The 17,108-nt window shown below is 60.2% G+C and carries 14 protein-coding genes and 1 tRNA gene; 3 read left to right on the forward strand and 12 right to left on the reverse strand.

Annotated elements, in window-relative coordinates; genetic code table 11:
* Positions 1–22: 22 nt before the first annotated feature.
* Positions 23–1,501, forward strand: coding sequence for an ATP-binding protein (locus AC3A4H_RS05975; RefSeq protein WP_487765850.1), 1,479 nt, complete (start codon positions 23–25; stop codon positions 1,499–1,501).
* Positions 1,502–2,060: 559 nt separating this feature from the next.
* Positions 2,061–2,137, forward strand: a tRNA-Arg gene (locus AC3A4H_RS05980).
* Between the two features lie 246 nt (positions 2,138–2,383).
* Here the strand turns inward: AC3A4H_RS05980 and AC3A4H_RS05985 are convergent.
* The 10 genes from AC3A4H_RS05985 to AC3A4H_RS06030 form a co-directional block, all read right to left on the reverse strand.
* A complete protein-coding gene (locus AC3A4H_RS05985; protein ID WP_487765851.1) occupies positions 2,384–2,707 on the reverse strand; it encodes a hypothetical protein in 324 nt (107 codons plus the stop codon).
* Positions 2,708–2,784: 77 nt separating this feature from the next.
* Positions 2,785–3,513, reverse strand: a complete 729-nt coding sequence (locus tag AC3A4H_RS05990) for an MFS transporter (protein WP_487765852.1) — start codon at positions 3,511–3,513, stop codon at positions 2,785–2,787.
* 65 nt (positions 3,514–3,578) lie between these two features.
* Positions 3,579–3,890, reverse strand: coding sequence for a hypothetical protein (locus tag AC3A4H_RS05995; RefSeq protein WP_487765853.1), 312 nt, complete (start codon positions 3,888–3,890; stop codon positions 3,579–3,581).
* A gap of 313 nt (positions 3,891–4,203) precedes the next feature.
* Positions 4,204–4,905, reverse strand: a complete 702-nt coding sequence (locus AC3A4H_RS06000) for an ASCH domain-containing protein (RefSeq protein ID WP_487765854.1) — start codon at positions 4,903–4,905, stop codon at positions 4,204–4,206.
* Between the two features lie 38 nt (positions 4,906–4,943).
* Positions 4,944–6,623, reverse strand: coding sequence for a hypothetical protein (locus AC3A4H_RS06005; RefSeq protein ID WP_487765855.1), 1,680 nt, complete (start codon positions 6,621–6,623; stop codon positions 4,944–4,946).
* 206 nt (positions 6,624–6,829) lie between these two features.
* The gene (locus tag AC3A4H_RS06010) at positions 6,830–7,423 is read right to left on the reverse strand and encodes a hypothetical protein (protein ID WP_487765856.1); all 594 of its coding nucleotides are present in this window, start codon (positions 7,421–7,423) and stop codon (positions 6,830–6,832) included.
* A 30-nt stretch (positions 7,424–7,453) separates the two neighbouring features.
* On the reverse strand, positions 7,454–8,233 hold the full coding sequence (locus tag AC3A4H_RS06015) for a glycosyltransferase family A protein (RefSeq protein ID WP_487765857.1): 780 nt from the start codon (positions 8,231–8,233) through the stop codon (positions 7,454–7,456).
* Positions 8,230–10,491, reverse strand: a complete 2,262-nt coding sequence (locus tag AC3A4H_RS06020) for an FkbM family methyltransferase (RefSeq protein ID WP_487765858.1) — start codon at positions 10,489–10,491, stop codon at positions 8,230–8,232. Before AC3A4H_RS06020 ends, AC3A4H_RS06015 begins: the two co-directional genes overlap by 4 nt.
* 107 nt (positions 10,492–10,598) lie before the next feature.
* The gene (locus AC3A4H_RS06025) at positions 10,599–11,519 is read right to left on the reverse strand and encodes a glycosyltransferase family 2 protein (RefSeq protein WP_487765859.1); all 921 of its coding nucleotides are present in this window, start codon (positions 11,517–11,519) and stop codon (positions 10,599–10,601) included.
* Entirely contained in the window at positions 11,506–12,906 is a 1,401-nt protein-coding gene (locus AC3A4H_RS06030) for a UDP-glucose dehydrogenase family protein (RefSeq protein ID WP_487765860.1), read from the reverse strand. Before AC3A4H_RS06030 ends, AC3A4H_RS06025 begins: the two co-directional genes overlap by 14 nt.
* 305 nt (positions 12,907–13,211) lie before the next feature.
* Between AC3A4H_RS06030 and AC3A4H_RS06035 the strand changes: the two genes are divergently transcribed.
* Positions 13,212–14,363, forward strand: a complete 1,152-nt coding sequence (locus tag AC3A4H_RS06035) for a glycosyltransferase family 4 protein (RefSeq protein WP_487765861.1) — start codon at positions 13,212–13,214, stop codon at positions 14,361–14,363.
* A gap of 75 nt (positions 14,364–14,438) precedes the next feature.
* Here the strand turns inward: AC3A4H_RS06035 and AC3A4H_RS06040 are convergent, their stop codons facing one another.
* The gene (locus AC3A4H_RS06040; RefSeq protein ID WP_487765862.1) at positions 14,439–16,463 is read right to left on the reverse strand and encodes an acyltransferase family protein; all 2,025 of its coding nucleotides are present in this window, start codon (positions 16,461–16,463) and stop codon (positions 14,439–14,441) included.
* A gap of 112 nt (positions 16,464–16,575) precedes the next feature.
* Positions 16,576–17,108 (reverse strand): hypothetical protein (locus AC3A4H_RS06045; RefSeq protein ID WP_487765863.1); only part of this gene is annotated, 533 nt, incomplete at its 5' end.

Consider the following 17,108-nt stretch of genomic DNA (forward strand, 5'->3'; position numbering starts at 1 on the left):
CGCCTGGAGCAGCGAACGCCAGATGAGTGGCAATGCGGTTACCGATGTCGGCACGGAGGCGGCCCGCACCGTGCCCCTGTCGCGTGGGCTTTCGGCCAAGCTGGTCGCGCTGACGATCATTTTCGTGCTTGCAGCCGAAGTTCTGATCTTCTTGCCTTCCGTGGCCAATTTCCGCCTGCGCTGGCTGGAAGCGCGTCTCGGCACCGCCGCCACCGTTTCGCTGCTGCTCATCCAGAACAATCCGCCCGATCTGCCGCGGCAGGTGCAGGACGACGTGCTGAAATCCATCGGCGCCAGGGCGATCGCCGTCCGCGACGGCGGCGTGTCGCGGCTGCTGGTGGTTTCGGAAATGCCGCCGCAGGTGGACGAGCATATCGACCTCGCCCACACCAGGCCGCTGGAAGCCATGCGTGCGGCGCTGGATACGCTGTTTTTCGGCGGCAACCGCATGCTGCGCGTGTTCGGGCCGGTCGGCGACAGTGACAAGGAATTCCAGCTCATCATTCCCGACGACATGCTGCGCAAGGCGATGCTGATCTATTCACGAAACGTCGCGCTGCTGTCGCTGCTGATCTCGCTGTTTACGGCAACTGCGGTCTTCTATGCCATCAACCGCATCATGATCCGCCCGATCCGCGACATGACGCGATCCATGCTCGATTTCTCGCAGGCACCCGACGACCCCGCACGCGTGATCGTGGCCGAAGGCCGCGCCGACGAGATCGGCGTGGCCGAGCGGGAACTCGCCGGCATGCAGCAGCGCCTGCAAAAGACGCTGAGCGAGCAGAAGCACCTTGCCGATCTCGGCTTGGCCGTCTCCAAGATCAATCACGACATGCGCAACATCCTGGCCTCCGCGCAACTGATGTCGGATCGCCTCGGCCTGGTGAAGGACCCGACGGTGCAGGCGCTTGTGCCTAAGCTGGTGCGGGCGCTCAATCGCGCCGTGTCCTATTCGGAAGGGGTCCTCACCTATGGCCGCACGCAGGAGGCGCCGCCGTCCCGCCGCCGCCTGCGGCTGCGCCAGACGGTGGAGGACGTGCAGGGACTTCTGGGCATCGAGCCTGGCGGCGAGGTCGAATTCGTCAATGCGGTGGACCCGGATTTCGAGATCGACGCCGATTCGGAGCAGCTGGTGCGCGTGCTCACCAATCTGTGCCGCAATTCCGTGCAGGCCATGGCTGCCGACAAAGAGAGCGCCATCGTGAAGCGGCTGACCATTTCGGCGGAGCGCAATGGCAGCGTCAGCCGCATCCTGGTCGCCGATACCGGCCCCGGCCTGCCGCAAAAGGCGCGCGAAAACCTTTTTTCGGCCTTCCGCGGCTCGGCCCGCAGCGGCGGCACGGGCCTTGGCCTGGCAATCGCCTACGAGCTGGTGCGGGCCCATGGCGGTTCGCTGGAACTGGTGGAAAGCGTAGGCGGACGCACGGTGTTCTCGATCGCCATTCCCGACCAGCCCGTGCGCCTGGAAGAGGCGCGCAGCCTGCGCCGGCCGGCGTGATGGCAGGCGCCGACAGCGGCGGCAGCCTCCATGGCGCTTCTCCCTCTCCGCAGCTGGGTGATTCGGCCCTTGACCGGCCGGCCGGCGCCCGAAACGGCCGCTCAAGCATGGAGGCATGGCGAATCGCTGCGTCCTGGTGGCCTGGCAGCCCGCTGTCCGGCCCGGCCGGCGCCCGAAACTGCCGTGAGTTAAGCGCGTATGACGAATCGCTGCGTCCGTGCGGTCAATGCAGCCCGCTGCCCGGCTCGATCTGACAGCCATCGGCCATCCAATGCAGCGATTCGGCGCCGCCGCCCGGGCATGCACCGCAAGGGCGCGACATTTGCGAAACCGCGCCGACGTGATGCCCATGGCCCTTGCGGCGCCAAGAACTCCGACATTCCTGCCTGAAAGGCGTCTCGGGCCGCCACCATCGGGACTGCCCGGCAACATTTGTGGGCAAGCAAAAAGTTTTTCGGACGGTGCTTGCATTTCCTCGTTTCAGCCGCTAGTTAGCACCATCTCTTCGCGACCGGAACAAACGCCGGTCAGCGGCGATCGCCGAAAAGCGATCGATTGCGCGCCCGTAGCTCAGCTGGATAGAGCACCAGACTACGAATCTGGGGGTCAGAGGTTCGAATCCTTTCGGGCGCGCCATTCAATCCCATGAAATCGACGGATTAACCGACAAAAACGGGAATTGCTCTTCATTTCCGCATGTCGCGGCCGCGCTCGACGTGGTGATGGCAGCGCTTGCCGAAAGTAGTACCAATGGCGCTTGCGAGCAGGCATGCGTAATCTGCTGGCCATAACAGGACCGCGATGATGCGGGACTATCTCTCACACCATCCGGAGCAGCTCGGTTCCTTTTCTCCCGAAGCCAGAGTGCCACCGAGGCAGGTCTCAGCGTAGCAGCATCGCTGTCGCGACGATGGCGACGATGGCGAGCAGGGCAATGACAGCAATGACAAGCAGCGCGCTGTTGCTTCCGGGCTTCGGCACACCATCCATCGGCCGCATCGCGTTGGCGAAAGTCGCGGCATTCCTGAAACGCGACGGCTCGGCACCATGAACTGCCGAGGGCTCGGTGTGGGTATTAGCCGCCTCGGCATCCGTTTCCATGGGAGCCGCGGCGGGATCGAAGCCGGGAGTCTTGTCGCCCCTTCGGCCTGCATCAATGTCGGAGCGTTCCTGCTCGGGGGTTCGTTCATCTTGCTTTCTGGTCATTGCGGATTCTCCGAATGAATAGGAACCCTGACCCTGAAATGATGTTCCCGCCAGCCTTTCTTCGCGCACTTGGGAGGCTAAACTGCTGAAGCCGCGGCGCGCGAAGGAACGGTCTCCCGTCGTTGCCGCAACGCGAACATCCCACCCATTATCGAAACACATCCGGCAGCCGCCACGATCGGCGCGAAGCCGATGGGATGGGCGACCGCGCTCGACCCGGCGACCATAACCATGAAGGCAAGCGCCTCGACCCCGGAGAACACCGAGACATCGGTAGCCTTGCGCCCCCCGGAGCAGTAGCCGAGCAGGATGCTCTTGGTAGCCGGAATGAGGCCGAAACTCAGGAAGCTGATCACGAGGACGAGCGCGACAGCGGCCGCGACGACCATCGTGATCAGCGCCGCCTGCGAGACGGCGAAGCCTGCATCGATGAGCATGATGGACTGCAGACCGTAGGTCGTGGCAACGGCCCCGTTGACCCCGAGCGAAATGAGAAGCAAGCGACGTGGTCCGGGGCGCCAGAGGACGGCGAACTGGTTCCGCAGGTTGACGGACGATGGGGGTGGAGCGTCACCTGCGTCGAGCTTCAGCGGCAGCAATACGGCCAGGCCGAACAGCCCGAACACGAAAATCGCTGCAGTGGTGGTGGTCCAGCCATAGTCGCCGAGCCAGTAGAGGATGCCGGCGCCCATCAAGACGCCGGCGGCCGCGAAGGCGATCGCCTTTACCGTCATTCCCTTGGACCTGTCTTTCTCGGCAAGCCGTGTCGCCATCAGGCCCAGGATCGCCGACTGCTGCGTGCCCATGATCGCACTGAGAACGGCAAGCAGCGCAAGGAGGGCGTAGGTCGAGGTCAGCGGATCGACGGCGGTCAGGAACTGGAGGCCGAACGTGATGGCGATTGCGTGGCGATGATCCAGCTTCGGAAGTGGCCCCAGCGCCGGCTGTCGTAGCGGTCGATGAGTGGCGCCCATAAGAACCGAAGGAGCCACGGAAAGCCGGCCAGGTAGACCAGCCCGATCACTTGCGAGGGCTGTCCCGCCTCGCGCATGAACAGCACCGTTCCTTGCCACAGGAACTGCACAAGCGCTGACAGCGAAAGCGTAAGCAGGGCAACGGACAGGAAAATTCCCGGCGCGCTGCCTTCAGAAACTGTATTCCTTGGCAACCCGCTCTGATCCATCGCTCCCCCCCGACCAACGTCCCGAATGGCCCCAAGCCATTGTGTTGCAGGCCACAGACGATCGGAGCTGGTTAAGCCCGGCAAGCTCACGGCGGGCAATCACCAGATCATCACCATAGTTGACAGCTTGATCGTTCCCCTTTGCTGGAAGGGTGCGGAAAATTGCGAAAGACGTCAATCCTTCCGAAGGGCGTAGCTTCCAAGATCAACCGCATAAACGTCCGGGACCTCGATTGCGCCGACCACCTATGGGAAAAGAAGCGCCGGCTGGCGGCCCGCCGCTTCTGAGACCTCCGTGGCTGCGCAGCCCGGATCAGGCGGTGGCAAGAAGCTCGAACCCTTCGCAGACGGTGGCCAGGTTCTCGCGCCAGGGAACGCCCCATTCGGCGCATTGAAGCTCGAAATATTCGCGGTGAACTTTCGCCCAGTAGGCCAGACTGCTGTCGCCCTCCCCTTCGCGCTCGGCGAACGACTGCTCGACCTTATCGAAGGGTCTGACATCCACATCGGTAATGCGGATCAGGAAGCGCGGTTCGGACACGGTATTCAGCACGACCCAGTAGTCGCCGATGTTGCGGCGGCGAATGTTGTTGCGCTCGAAATCCAGATCCAGATGAGCCGTGGCTCGCTTCTTGCCGGCGGTGACCAGGCCAAGAAGCTCATCGTGGTAGGTGGCGAACCTCACATCGGCGAAGGTGCTTGCATGGTACAACTCGGTTTCGATGCCCAGCGCCGTTCGCTGGCGCTCCCAGAAAGCGCGCACTTCCGCTGTTTTTTCTCCGATCATCCCCAATCTCCTCCAATCGACCAAAGGGCTCAACTGCGCCGGCCCCCAAGCCAGCCTCGGCGCCCATACTTCGGGAGATTGGCGCCGGCATAAACCCCCGCGCATTGAATGACGAACATTGATCCCATCAATGCTTTGAGTTGCCAGTGCCGCCGCCTCAAAATTGGGCTTTGCCCGCTGCCGATACCACAGCGAATGGGTTGACCATGTGCTGATCAACGTCGTCATGATCGCGCTGCTCAGACTGGCCGAGCGGCCAGGGGCCTCTATGCTTGGCCGGTCGCCATCTGGAGCGGGCTTTGGGTCTCTTCTGCCTTGCCTGCATTTCCAGCGATGGCTTCGAGATCACTCGTCGCCTGCACGGCAATCTGCAAGGCTGCCTTCATCGTGCCCCGCAGGATAGCGCGCTCTAGCCGATCGCAGTTCCTGACCAGTTGCAGCTGGGCGGTGGTCAGCGGTTCATCGAGCATGCCGGGCCGCCGCCGGCGCACCTCCTCGAGCAGGGCGTCAAGCTCCCTGTCGTCGTCCGCAAGCCAAGACGTCAAGGCCGTGCCGATGGGCGCAAGCGACCACTGGCCCCATTCCAGCACATCGTAGCCTCCATCTGCCCGCGCCACCGTCTGCTCGCGTGCGAAGTCGGGATTGACCAGGCGCAATGGTACTTTTCCAACCAGATCGCGCATCGCAGGCAGGGCATATTGGAACCGCCCCAAGGCCTCGGCTTCTTCATCCTTGTCGACCGCAATATCCATTCGCGACACGAATTCTTCGGTCAGGCGCTCATGCAGGAAACGGTGCGAGGAAGAATAGATCCTGACCAGGGCGTGCGGCGGTTCGAGGCACCATAGATTGGCCAGGAAATCCACCTGGAGCGCGCGCCACTCGTCAGCCGACGGATTTGCACCGGCACCGGCGTCGCGCACCACGCAGGTATAATCGCCGTGGGAGAAGCGCTTCACGACCGGCGCCGCCCACACGGCCTTCCGGTCGACATGACGAAACAGGAGATCCTCGTTCTCCAGCATGCGCAGGTGCCGGGGCGCAAACGCCTGGATTCTCAGATGGCGCGCGGGCGCTCCCTCCATCTGCGCAGCGACCGAAAACTCAGCTGTCCCGCGAATGGCAGGATCGCACCATTCGATCCGCAGCTTCGCATCGGCACCGAGCATGCCGGCGAGTTCTTCGGCAAACACCTGTTCCCGTTCCTGCCGGCCAAAAACACCGCGCAAGGTGCGCTGGTCCTTAGGTTCGGCAGACTGGAGCCGGTGGTCGGGAAACACCAGCGTGTCGATGAGATGCCTTTGTTCGGTGAGCGACGCCGCGCCTTTAACGGTTCCCGAAAGCGCACCAATCAGTTGGCGCACCAGCACGAAGGAGATAATTGCTATAAGTATGTTGTCACTTGTTCCTGCCACGAATGGGTAAAGGATGAGCAGGAAGCAGGAGAGAAATGCGACCGAGGACAAAATTCCAAGATAACTACCGAACTGCTCGGTAATGAAATCGGACAACCTCGTCCGCCTCAACACTGTAACGCCGTCCAGTGCGAAGGCTGTAAACAGATAAAAGCACCAGAGTAGGCCGACGATAAAGATCGCGAGCACAGGGTTGAGCATCGAAAGCGCAGAAAATGCAATGAGAGCAAATAGCGTTTTAGAAGCAACCTGCGTGAATCGAACGTAAAAGTCTCGCGCCTGTTCACGCTGGTTGCTGACAACTGACATGACGCTTGCGGCGGCGAGAAGTTCACCGCCGCCCCTCTCGGCCAACCGCTTTGAGTGCGCTTCCAGAACAAGGGTCAGAACATACGCAGCGACAGCCGCCGCCGATAACCCAATCACCCCCTCTTCCTTCTGGTCCGGCGAAATAAAGAAATGAAAATAGCGCGGAACGCGGCCGGATCCCGCAAGTAGAATTACCTTGAGAGGCAAGAGAAAAGCGAGCATGCGAGTAACACGCGCCGTAGCCAGGGAAGCAACCGTGGCACATGTTGTGCTTCTCGAAACACGAAAAAACCGGCTAATGACACGGCCGTTCCAGTTTATGACATCTCCAACGATTGAGATCAGCTTCATAGCCCCACTGCGCCTTGCCAAAGCAATTGCTGAGGGTTTTTACCTCAACAACCAAAAAATAAGTCTTCGGCGCTTCCTTATGAGACGTCAGATATCCGCGCCAGAGCACGCATAGCTATTAAGCCGCGATCGCGAGTTGGCTTTGGCGCGAGGCAAACAAGTTGCTCGACTTGCCCTTCTATGTCGGCGAATTCCAAGACTTCATGATAGCGTTCGCGCGAGTTCCAATCATGCACCAAAATTCGCGCATCATCGCCGCACCTCCAAAGTGCCTGAAGGGCACACGCCACCCGCCACCTACCATCCACTAGGATAAGGTCCGGCAACTCCGCGAGTTCCTCCCAAATCCCGGCGGAATAGGCCACCCACGATATTCTTTTATCCTGAGTCGCGGGCTTTCCCCATTTCTTTAGTTTTCCCACATCCAGGTAAAATAGCCGGGCTTCTTTCTTGGCTATCCTACCCGCAATAGCCGGATGGGTTTGACATTTTATAATCCATTCCGCATCAGTATCTATGGAATAGATGCGCTCCAAGTCCGATGTCGCTGCAACGACCGTGCTTCCGCCGCATCCAAACTCTAAATATTTTTTCTTACTCTGGATGCATTTCTTAAAAAACACCAATTCACCGGGCGTCATCCGCGGTGCGAAGCTCTCAGGCTCTTCCATGCTCTCCACCCTCCGTGCGATCACAACGCCTCAAAGCTCAATGCCAAATTCTTGAAGTATATTGCCTGGGTCAGTTATTTCTAACTTCGCAATAGCATTGGCTAGTTCACGCTGCCTCTCTTCGGTTCGCACAAGGATGTTGGATAAGTTAAGTTCGTTATTAACATTGTATATGCCAGCAGGAAACGGTACCGGAGCAGTACGTCCGCCGCGCCATTCGATCGTTTCAAATACCTTATGGTTCCTGACCTTGAAGTAAGCCTCCGTTCTCAGCGAGAACCTTGAATATGGGCTTCGCGGCAAATCTTCCGGTCCAAAATATATTATGCCCGAGCTCCCACAAACTTCATTGAAATTCTTCTTCCAGGCTCCCGGGATAGGTGCAACCCGTTTTCCTTTATAGTCCAGCGCGTAGCCTTCTCTTATAAAGTATCCCACTCGATTATTATCTTCATGTACGTACTGAACAAGATCCCTATGGACATAGTCATCCGAGTCCATATACATAAAATACCCCCCTCCGGCCTCCCTGAATCTTGCCGCTATAGCCCACCTTTTGCGGTTTTTATCCTTGCGTCCCTGAGCCGGGTCGGAAATCCTTTTGTAGTCAACGCTTATGAATTCTATTCTACTATCGTTAAATGACGATAGAATTTCAGGAAAGTCGTGCCCCGCGACATACACCCTGAAATCATTCCTGGACTGATTCAGTATCGAACTTACTGTTTTTCCCAGCATTTCATTGAGATGGTGCCACTGTTCGTCCGTTTTCTTGGCCGGGACCGGCATTGCGAACGCAAAATTCGTCATCGAGAACCTTTTTTGAATGAATTCGAGATAGCCTCATGCTTTCTCACGCCTACCGCAATGTCGAGGCTATCCAACATGGAAATAATTGCGTCTTGACGTACACGGTCCCTGCTGCTGCCCCCCGAACGACCTCTTGCTTCGAGATTTGGCATTCCTGAAAATAGACGCCCGACCCAACCGGCCACACCAAACTGTTGAGCTTGCGGCGAAAGCTCACGTCGTTTTTGATCCCAGGGGGCATCTTTCCAGCGATCCCATGGGCCGGGGATGCCAAGTCGCCAGAGTAACTCGACCTTCGAGCGGCGGCCGTAGGGGAAGCTCTCATTGAACTCTTCCTCCGCGTCGCAACGGAACATAAGTTGTGGCTCCTCCACTGGATGCGGCGTGAAGTCGTCTCTCAACAAAGCGGTGTTTTCGGTAATGCGCTCCATCGGCACAGCGAAAAATTTTAGATGCGGCCGTTCGGTGACCGCCTGGCTGATCTGCTGCCATGCCCTGGCGGTCACAAAGCAGTTACCATCCCACGGCAGGATCCATTTCGCCCTTTCGCGCCCATCCCTCAACGCGACGTTGCGCGCACCATTGTTGTTCATTACATAGTTGTTCTTAAGGCGGTAGAGCGCTAGTAGTAGGCGATCCCTTTCAAGCGGTGCCAGCTTTTTGAATTCCTCGCTCGACAGAAAGCCTGGCGTGGGCAAGACATCGAAGTCCCAGCCAATGCCGCGGTATTCTTCCGTTACAAATGGAATGTGAATGAACCGTTGACCATGTTCCTCCAACATGGCGATGATCTGGCGCTCTTCTGCTGGATCGACCATGCGGTTAACGACCCATCGCTTGTCACAAGCAGTCAACTCCGGCTCATTTTCCAGTAGGAAACGAACGTTTTCCCTTGATTGCCCCTTCTTATGGCGAGGATAAAGATCGTTGCCGATGATGCGATAGAGGACAAAGCTGTCCGGCTTCGTATGTAGACCTTTCTCCCGGTATTCCCGCTTCAGCGCCTCCTCGCCCCGCGGGCGCGCGGCCAGAAGCATCTGAAGCGGATCGGCGTTGTCGCCACGGACCAATCGTGCCGCAGCCGTGTCCAGCGCCTTTTTCACCGAGCCTTTCGCACTAATGAGTGCGAGAGAGGACATTCCCCAGGGCGGCAGGTATTCCTTTGCAATTCTGGCGATCCTATCCACAAAGCCCAAGGTGGTTCTGGGCTTAATCCTCGCTTTGGATAAAGATGGGCCACCTAGTCTTCTGCTTTTCGATTTTGCTCCTGACCGAGCGATAGCCTGATCGGAGAGCCGCGGCATCTTCGGCACACGGTTCGGGCCGTAGCGTTTCCCATGCAGAAGTGACTTTGCTTTGCGCATAACAACACGAAAGGGGCCGACAACTCGCCAACTCGTGCTGTTCAATACGCTGGTATATCGTTCGTTTATCTCGCTGCCGTAAGCGATCAGTGCCTCGCAGTCCTTCTCGACCGCCGATAAATCAGCGGAGAGCTTTCTGTTCATCGCCTGCAGGGCCTGCATGTCGTGTTCGCGCTCCTCGATTCGCCGCCGGGCATCGAAAAGCTCATTGGTAAGGCGCAGGGGATTCTCGACCGTGAAGCGCCTGCTCATGAAGGCCATGTTGACGCGGCGTAACACCGGGCTGTCGTCGAGCCACTCATTCTTCTGTTCGTAGATGCGGAAGACGCGGTAGCCGTATCCGGCCAGAATGTCCTCGATCTTGCGGTAGTAGCATTGCTGCTTGTTGTCCGGATTGAACCCGGCCTCGGCATAGATGACGTCGATTGCCTCGCTTTTCAGCAAATCCGAGGCGCCGTTGAGGACCTGCTCCTCGAAACCCTCCACGTCGATCTTGAGGAGAGAGATGTGCCTGCGCATAAAGTTATCCGACAGCACGTCGAGGCTCATGAGCGGCACGTCGAACATGCCCTGTTCCGGCGTTTGCCCCCTCTCCTTGGATTGGGTAACGACGACCTTGGTCATGGTGTCTGCAGCGCGCATCTGAACCACGCCCTGGGAGGCACCCAGCGCGATGTTGTGCAACGTTGCCGCCTTGCCTTTGCCGGGGGCAGCGGCCCGCTCCTGCAATTTCGAAAAAGATGCCGGGTTCGGCTCGATCAAATGGGCTTCGACGATCCGGAGGTTTGACTTGCGGATGGCTTCATAGGTCGCCCCCACATGCGCACCCACATCAACATAAGTCAGCGCCTTTCCATAAAAGAAGGGCTCGATGTCTTTCAGAAATTCTTCCATCGGGATTCTCTACGGGATTGCGACCACTCGTGGATGAAAACTACCGCCTGCCGGCAAAGAGGACGGATGCAGCCCGGACTGGGCCTGGCGCTGCGCTGCAAGCAAAATCATCGGCGCTCCGCCATGCCGCCTGCCTTCAGGCGGACAGCCTCCTGGAGCCCGACAAGCCAGATGCGCAACAGGACCAGGACAGCAACGAGCCGGTGATGTAGCGGATGGGAAGTGGACTTGAGAAAGCGCCAGGCCCCCGCCACCGGCGGATTGATCGTGCCGATGAGCCAGATGCGGCGGCGGCCCGCTGAGCCGCTGGCAAGCTGGCCGCCCTTGATCCGGCGTGCCTTGGTGGCGATTTCCTCCCATGTCGTCCGGGAGGGGTGATCGACACGCGCCTCCTTTGCAAACGCTATATAATGACCGGCGCGGCCCGCGCGCCGGCAGAGATCGGCATCCCCGCCCGAAAACCGGCTGCCATCGAAGCCGCCGAGCATCTCGAATACGGTCTTGGGCACTGCCAGATTGGCGGTGGCAGCGTAGCCGCGCCGAACGTAATGCTCCTGCGGAATCCCCTTGACGATGTCGTAGATCTCCCAGGCGCTTGGCTTCGGAGACCGGCTGACGATGTTGACCGCGCCCGCCACCAGCGTCCCGGCCCCCTGCCTCGCTGCAAATGCACCATGCTTCTCCAGCCAGTCGGCAGCCGGCAAACAATCTGCATCGGTAAAGATCAGCCAAGTGCCGCGCGCGTGCTGCGCGCCGAGATTGCGTGCGGCATAGGAGCCGGGCCGGTCGCAGCGCAGCAGGCGGGTGTTGGATGGCAGTTCTGCGGGTGGCGCAAAGTCCGGCGACAGGTTGTCGACGAGTATCACTTCGAAGCGCTCGGGCGGCAGCGTCTGCGCGCCGAGGCATTTCAGGAGGTCCGGCACCAGGTGCCAGTGCTGGTAAACCGGCACGATAACCGAATACTCGATCATCGGCTGTCCCGAGGCCTCGGGGTAGCGCAACGCCTCGGTTTCTTCAGCCCGCCTCACGAATGCCGTTTCCTGCTTCATCGAGGCTTTGAAGGCTCGCCGATTCGCCGAGCGGTGTCGATGCAGGGCGACCGATCGAGTAGTATTTGATGCCGTATTTGGCCACGAGTTGCGGATCGTAGACATTGCGGCCGTCGAAGATGACCGGCGAGGCGAGCGTATTGCGCACCGCTTCGAAATCGGGCGCACGGAAGCTCTTCCACTCGGTGGCGATCAGCAGGGCTCCGGCCCCCCGGAGCGCCGCCTCCTTGGTGCCGCACAGTATCAGGTCGTCGCGCTGCCCATAGATCTCCTGGCATTCCTGCATAGCCTCGGGATCGTAGGCCTGCACCTTGGCGCCTGCATCCCACAGCGCTTCCATCAGCTTGCGCGAGGGCGCTTCGCGCATGTCATCGGTGTTGGGCTTGAATGCGAGCCCCCACAGCGCGAAGGTTTTGCCCGCCAGGTTCCCGCCGTAGTGGCGGCGCACCTTCTCGAACAGCACGTTCTTCTGAAGATCGTTGCGGTGGTCGATCGCCTTCAGAACGATGGGCTCGAAATCCGCATCCTGGGCTGTCCGAATAAGGGCTCGCACATCCTTCGGGAAGCAGGAGCCGCCATAGCCCATTCCCGGATAGATGAAATGGTAGCCTATGCGGGGATCGCTGCCGATGCCGCGCCTCACCTGCTCGATGTCGCAGCCCAGGCGCTCGGCGATGTTGGCCACTTCGTTCATGAAGCTGATCTTCGTCGCCAGCATGCAATTGGCGGCATATTTGGTCAGTTCGGCGCTCCGCACGTCCATGACGATCATCTTCTCATGGTTGCGGTTGAACGGAGCATATAGTTCGCGCATCGCCTGCTCGGCCTCGGCGCTGTCGGTGCCGACGATGATCCGATCCGGCTTCATGCAGTCGGCCACCGCCGACCCCTCCTTGAGAAACTCGGGATTGGAGACCACGTCGAAGCGAAGCTCGGCGAGCCCGCGCTGCGCAAGCGTCTTTGCAATGGTCTCCCGAACCTTGTCGCAGGTGCCGACCGGCACAGTCGACTTGCCGACGACGATCTTGGGCGTCTCCATCTCGCGGCCGATGGTTTCCGCGACCGAGAGGACATATTTCAGATCGGCCGAGCCGTCTTCGTGAGGCGGCGTACCAACGGCGATGAAGAGGATCGAACCGTGCTGGATCGCCGCTTTCGAATCGGTCGTGAAGCTCAGGCCGCCGGACGCGCTGCACTCCCGAACGATATTCTCGAGACCCGGCTCGTAGATCGGGATGATACCTTCGTTAAGCCCTTGAATCTTGCGCTTATCGACATCAACGCAAACGACCTGATGGCCTGCTTCCGCGAGCACCGCGCCCTGGACGAGACCGACATAACCGGTGCCGAAAACGGTGACCTTCATACAAAATGCTCTTGCTTGTTACGTCACGTCGCTCGATACAGCACAGGTATACTCACGTCAAACAACCCTTGATGGCCGGGTCGCCCCAAGCCACCCTTGTTCGCTGGAAAGCAATTTGACGCACCAGCCCTTCCTTCGCTTGATGGCCAAGCGGTGATCAAGTCTCATGATGGATAGCGTCGCGGCCTGCGCCGCTGGCACGCCTGCGAAACATACATACTGGTTTCTCGTTTATGCGAATTTGGGTTGTCCGAGACCTCGAGCCGATACCGACCGACAGAGATCCTCGGCTTTTCCGCGCCGGAATGTTCGCTCAAGCTCTGGCGGAAAGCGGCCACGAGACCACGTGGTTCACCTCGACATTCAGCCACTACACGCGAGAGAATCGCCCGGCAGGCACCTTTCAAGTTAACGATGGCTTGACGATCAACGTCCTTCCGGCGCCGGGATACAAGTCGAACATCGGCCTTCCAAGAATCATTCATAATCACCTGTTTGCGAGGAGATTCCTGAAACACGCGAACTCGGCAACGGTGCTTCCGGATCTGATCGTCACCGACCTCCCGACCACCGAAACGGCGAGCGCTGCGGTTGGCTTCGCCCTGCGCAAAAATCTGCCGGTGGTCGTTTCGATCCGGGACCTCTGGCCGGATTTTTTCGCGGATTTCGTGCCGGCATGGTCGCGCCCCGCCGCGCGCCTCGTCATGAAACCGCTGGAGGCGCAAGCGCGCTTTGCCTGCCGTCACGCAACTTCGCTCATCGGTATATCGCAGGGCTATCTGGCCTGGGGGCAGGCGAAGGGTGGGCGCCGCTACACCACAAGGGATCGGGTTTTCCCGCTGGGGTACCAGCGAAGCGCGGTTCCGACTTCCGCCGAACTGGAGAAGTTCTGTCTCGAGCTGAACGTTTCCCCGGGCCAGCACCTTGTCTCGTTCATTGGTTCGTGGGGGGCGACCTACGACCTGGAACTGTTGCTGGAAACGGCGCAAAAGCTCTCTGGCCGCCCCGACATCGTGTTCCTGCTCGCAGGCAACCACGCCTCGCGGCCCCGACTCTCGGAAGCATTTAGCCGGCTGCCGAACGTGCGCCTGGCAGGCTGGATTGGTCCCGAAAAAGTCGCAGCCTGCCTTGGCCACTCCGCAATAGGTCTGCTGCCCTACGTCGCAAGTGCCCCGCAGGGCCTGCCCAACAAGATATTCGAGTACATGGCCTACGGCGCCTATCAGATTGCCACGCTGGCGGGAGACGCGGCGGCGCTCTACGCCGAGACCGGCGCCGGGACGACCATCCCGAGCGGGGATCCCTCCGCGCTTGCTGCGGCCATCGAAAAAGCTATCGTGGAGAATGCCGGGCAGTCCGAAAGGCAGCGCCGTATCTCGATCTTCGATGAACGCTTCGACGCGCGCAGGATCTACCGCGACATGGTTGCCCATGTCACCGCTCTTGCGCAACGGTGAATTGCAAGCTGCTCACCTGCTGTCAGCGTGTCGAGGCCCCACAGATCCAATCCGAACCGGGGTCGCGACCCCGCATCAACTCCCCGGAGTCGTAGCCTTGGCCAAACGTTGCCCAAGCGTCTGGGCAAGCATGCGTGAGTAGGTGGCCGTGATGTGATGGCGATCGCGCCAGGCTACCACGTTGCCGATTATCGCCGGGCAGACCCTCCTGTCGCAAAGGGCATCGTTCATATCTATGAGCGGCACTTCCGGCTCACGCTCGTGTGCCATACTGACCGGATCCGCTTGCAAGGCCTTTTTCTTCTTGGCCACACAGCGGGCCGGGGTGGAAATGCATTTTGAAGGGTCTCGACCAAAGTACGGCGTGTCCGCAATGGCGATGACGGATATGCCGCGCTTGCGCCAGCCGGTCCAAAGCTCTGCAATAGCCTCTGCGGTGGCCTGCTTGTCGGAAGCCTTATCGCCCGTCGGCCATATGCGTTGCCCCCTGAAACTCGACCAGATGATCATCTTGGGAGGGTCTCGCTCGATCTGATCCAGAACCTGCTTACCCCATTCGTGACAAAGAACCTTCTTTTCGACGTCGGTGTCCCCGGTCATGAATGGCACGGGCATGCATGCCGAGCGCGTGGCCAGCGTGAGTTTCCAGCCATTCGCCTTCGCCACCTCCTCCATTGCGGGCAACCATTGAGCCGCGTGGGAATCGCCGGCCAGGATCACGTGAAACTCGGAGTCCGGATCTCCGTAGACACACTGCCTTGGCACGCTCGAGGCGCTCTGAGCAGGATGGCAGCCGTCTTCATAGGCTTGCGGCTTGTCCTTCCTGAGAGCCGTCGGCGAAGGCACCATCGCAACATCGCGCGGCGCCTTTGCTCCTGACAGCAGCACGGCCGGGCCCGGATAGTTCTTGTCCGCCGTGATGCCCTCGACAAAGCCGGCGTCCTGTGCCTGGACGAACATCACCATGGTTCCGGCGATCATCGCGCACATTGCGGTCGAGGCGCCCCCGGCCATCACCGTCTTCCACGGCATGTAGGCCTTCAGCGAAGTCAAAGGCCCCCTGTTCAGGAATGGCCTCTCGATCAATTCGCGCGAGAGATATGCGGCAAGGATCGTCACAGCGATGATCACCGTTCCTTCGACCAGCGAGAGACGGCCCGGGAACATCTGCAGGTAGAAAATGATCAGCGGCCAGTGCCACAGATAGAGAGAATAGGACGTGTCTCCGAGAAACTGCAGCGGTTTTGCTCTTAGCAGCGAATAGACGCTGAGCGTGGACTTGCTCTCTCCCGACAGCAGCACGAGAACCGCGCCTAGCGTCGGAACCAGCGCGGCATAGCCTGGAAATGCAGTTTTCGACGACATCAGGAATGCCGACGCCACTATCATGAGGACACCGGCAAAGCCGGCCACACGCCGATTGGCTTCGCCAAGTGCAGGCGCGCCGAGCGCGAGCAGCCCTCCGGCCCCCAGCTGCCAAATTCGCGTCTGCGTAACGAAATAGGCAGCCTCCGGATCCGTCGCGGTAATCCAGACGGATGCTGCGAAGGACAAAGCCGTCATGATCGAAAGCACGGCGACGAGACGTGAACGCAGGCTCCACCGGTCAGTCTTGATCCGACAGGCAGCGATGACCAGCAATGGCCAGCCGATGTAAAACTGCTCCTCTACCGACAAAGACCAGTAGTGCTGGACGGGGCTCGGGTCGCTCTCGCTTGCCAGATAATCGACCGCCAGGGAAGCCAGATGCCAGTTTTCAAAGTAGAGGGCGCTGGCAACGATGTTCCACCCCGTCTCCTCCCAAAGGCCTTGCGGCAGGATGATGAGCGTAGCCACCGCGACGGCGACAAGAACCGTGCAAGCAGCGGGCAGCAAGCGCCGGATTCTCCTATCGTAAAAGCGCAGGAGAGATATCGTCCCGGTCTGTTCAGCCTCGCGGAAAAGATGGCCGGTTATCAGAAAGCCGGAGATGACGAAGAACACGTCCACGCCGACAAAGCCGCCAGGCAGCAATGACGGCCAGACATGAAACAGCACGACGCTCATGACGGCGATGGCGCGCAATCCCTGAATGTCGGCGCGAAAGCCTGAACCGCTCATGAGCCCCCTCGCTCCAAATTCCGGCACTTCGTATAGCCGGTTGGAAGCTCGTGGAGAACACCTCTTGGATGCTGGCACCGGTATTCGGGCCGATATCCCCGGTCCATTGTTTTCAGAACAGTTCGCAGTCGCCGGATGCGGGGTTTGGGGGTGTGGCGTTGCCGGCGAGGCGGGCGGCGAGGTCGGCGAGGGTGACGGTGGCGAGTGCCGGGCCGGCGTCGATAGTCTGGCCGGCGGGCATGGCCGGGGCGAGCGCGGCGAGGAAGCCGGCGAGGTTGCGCAGCGTCTGCTCGACCGCGTCGAGGCTCTGCACCGCCTGGACATAGGCCGGGTCGCTTGCCGCCGGGACGCCTGCCAGCACATGCAGGCGCTCGACGGTTGCGGCCAGGTCGGCGAGCTCGGCGCCGACGCGGCCGAGCAGCTCGGGCGCGCGGATGGCGGCGGATGGCATGCCGACGGTCGGCACGGCGGACAGGATGTCGCTGGAATGGGGCTGCATGGCAGCCGTCGGCGTGCCAGGCTGCGGCATAGCGGCTGTCTGCATGGCGGCTGTGGCGGCGGCGCTGGAATGGGGCATGGCGGGGTCTTTCGGCAAGGTCAGAACAGTTCGACGCTGCCGCCTTGCGGCTGCGGCGGCCGGGCGGC

This window comes from Pseudaminobacter sp. Soil_N_29, assembly GCF_057656055.1.

Coding starts and splice junctions, on each gene's coding strand:
- AC3A4H_RS05975 (WP_487765850.1), top strand. CDS start 23: ATGAGTGGCAATGCGGTTACCGATGTCGGCACGGAGGCGGCCCGCACC.
- AC3A4H_RS05985 (WP_487765851.1), bottom strand. CDS start 2,707: ATGACCAGAAAGCAAGATGAACGAACCCCCGAGCAGGAACGCTCCGAC.
- AC3A4H_RS05990 (WP_487765852.1), bottom strand. CDS start 3,513: ATGGGCACGCAGCAGTCGGCGATCCTGGGCCTGATGGCGACACGGCTT.
- AC3A4H_RS05995 (WP_487765853.1), bottom strand. CDS start 3,890: ATGGATCAGAGCGGGTTGCCAAGGAATACAGTTTCTGAAGGCAGCGCG.
- AC3A4H_RS06000 (WP_487765854.1), bottom strand. CDS start 4,905: ATGACGACGTTGATCAGCACATGGTCAACCCATTCGCTGTGGTATCGG.
- AC3A4H_RS06005 (WP_487765855.1), bottom strand. CDS start 6,623: ATGCTCGCTTTTCTCTTGCCTCTCAAGGTAATTCTACTTGCGGGATCC.
- AC3A4H_RS06010 (WP_487765856.1), bottom strand. CDS start 7,423: ATGGAAGAGCCTGAGAGCTTCGCACCGCGGATGACGCCCGGTGAATTG.
- AC3A4H_RS06015 (WP_487765857.1), bottom strand. CDS start 8,233: ATGACGAATTTTGCGTTCGCAATGCCGGTCCCGGCCAAGAAAACGGAC.
- AC3A4H_RS06020 (WP_487765858.1), bottom strand. CDS start 10,491: ATGGAAGAATTTCTGAAAGACATCGAGCCCTTCTTTTATGGAAAGGCG.
- AC3A4H_RS06030 (WP_487765860.1), bottom strand. CDS start 12,906: ATGAAGGTCACCGTTTTCGGCACCGGTTATGTCGGTCTCGTCCAGGGC.
- AC3A4H_RS06035 (WP_487765861.1), top strand. CDS start 13,212: ATGTTCGCTCAAGCTCTGGCGGAAAGCGGCCACGAGACCACGTGGTTC.
- AC3A4H_RS06040 (WP_487765862.1), bottom strand. CDS start 16,463: ATGAGCGGTTCAGGCTTTCGCGCCGACATTCAGGGATTGCGCGCCATC.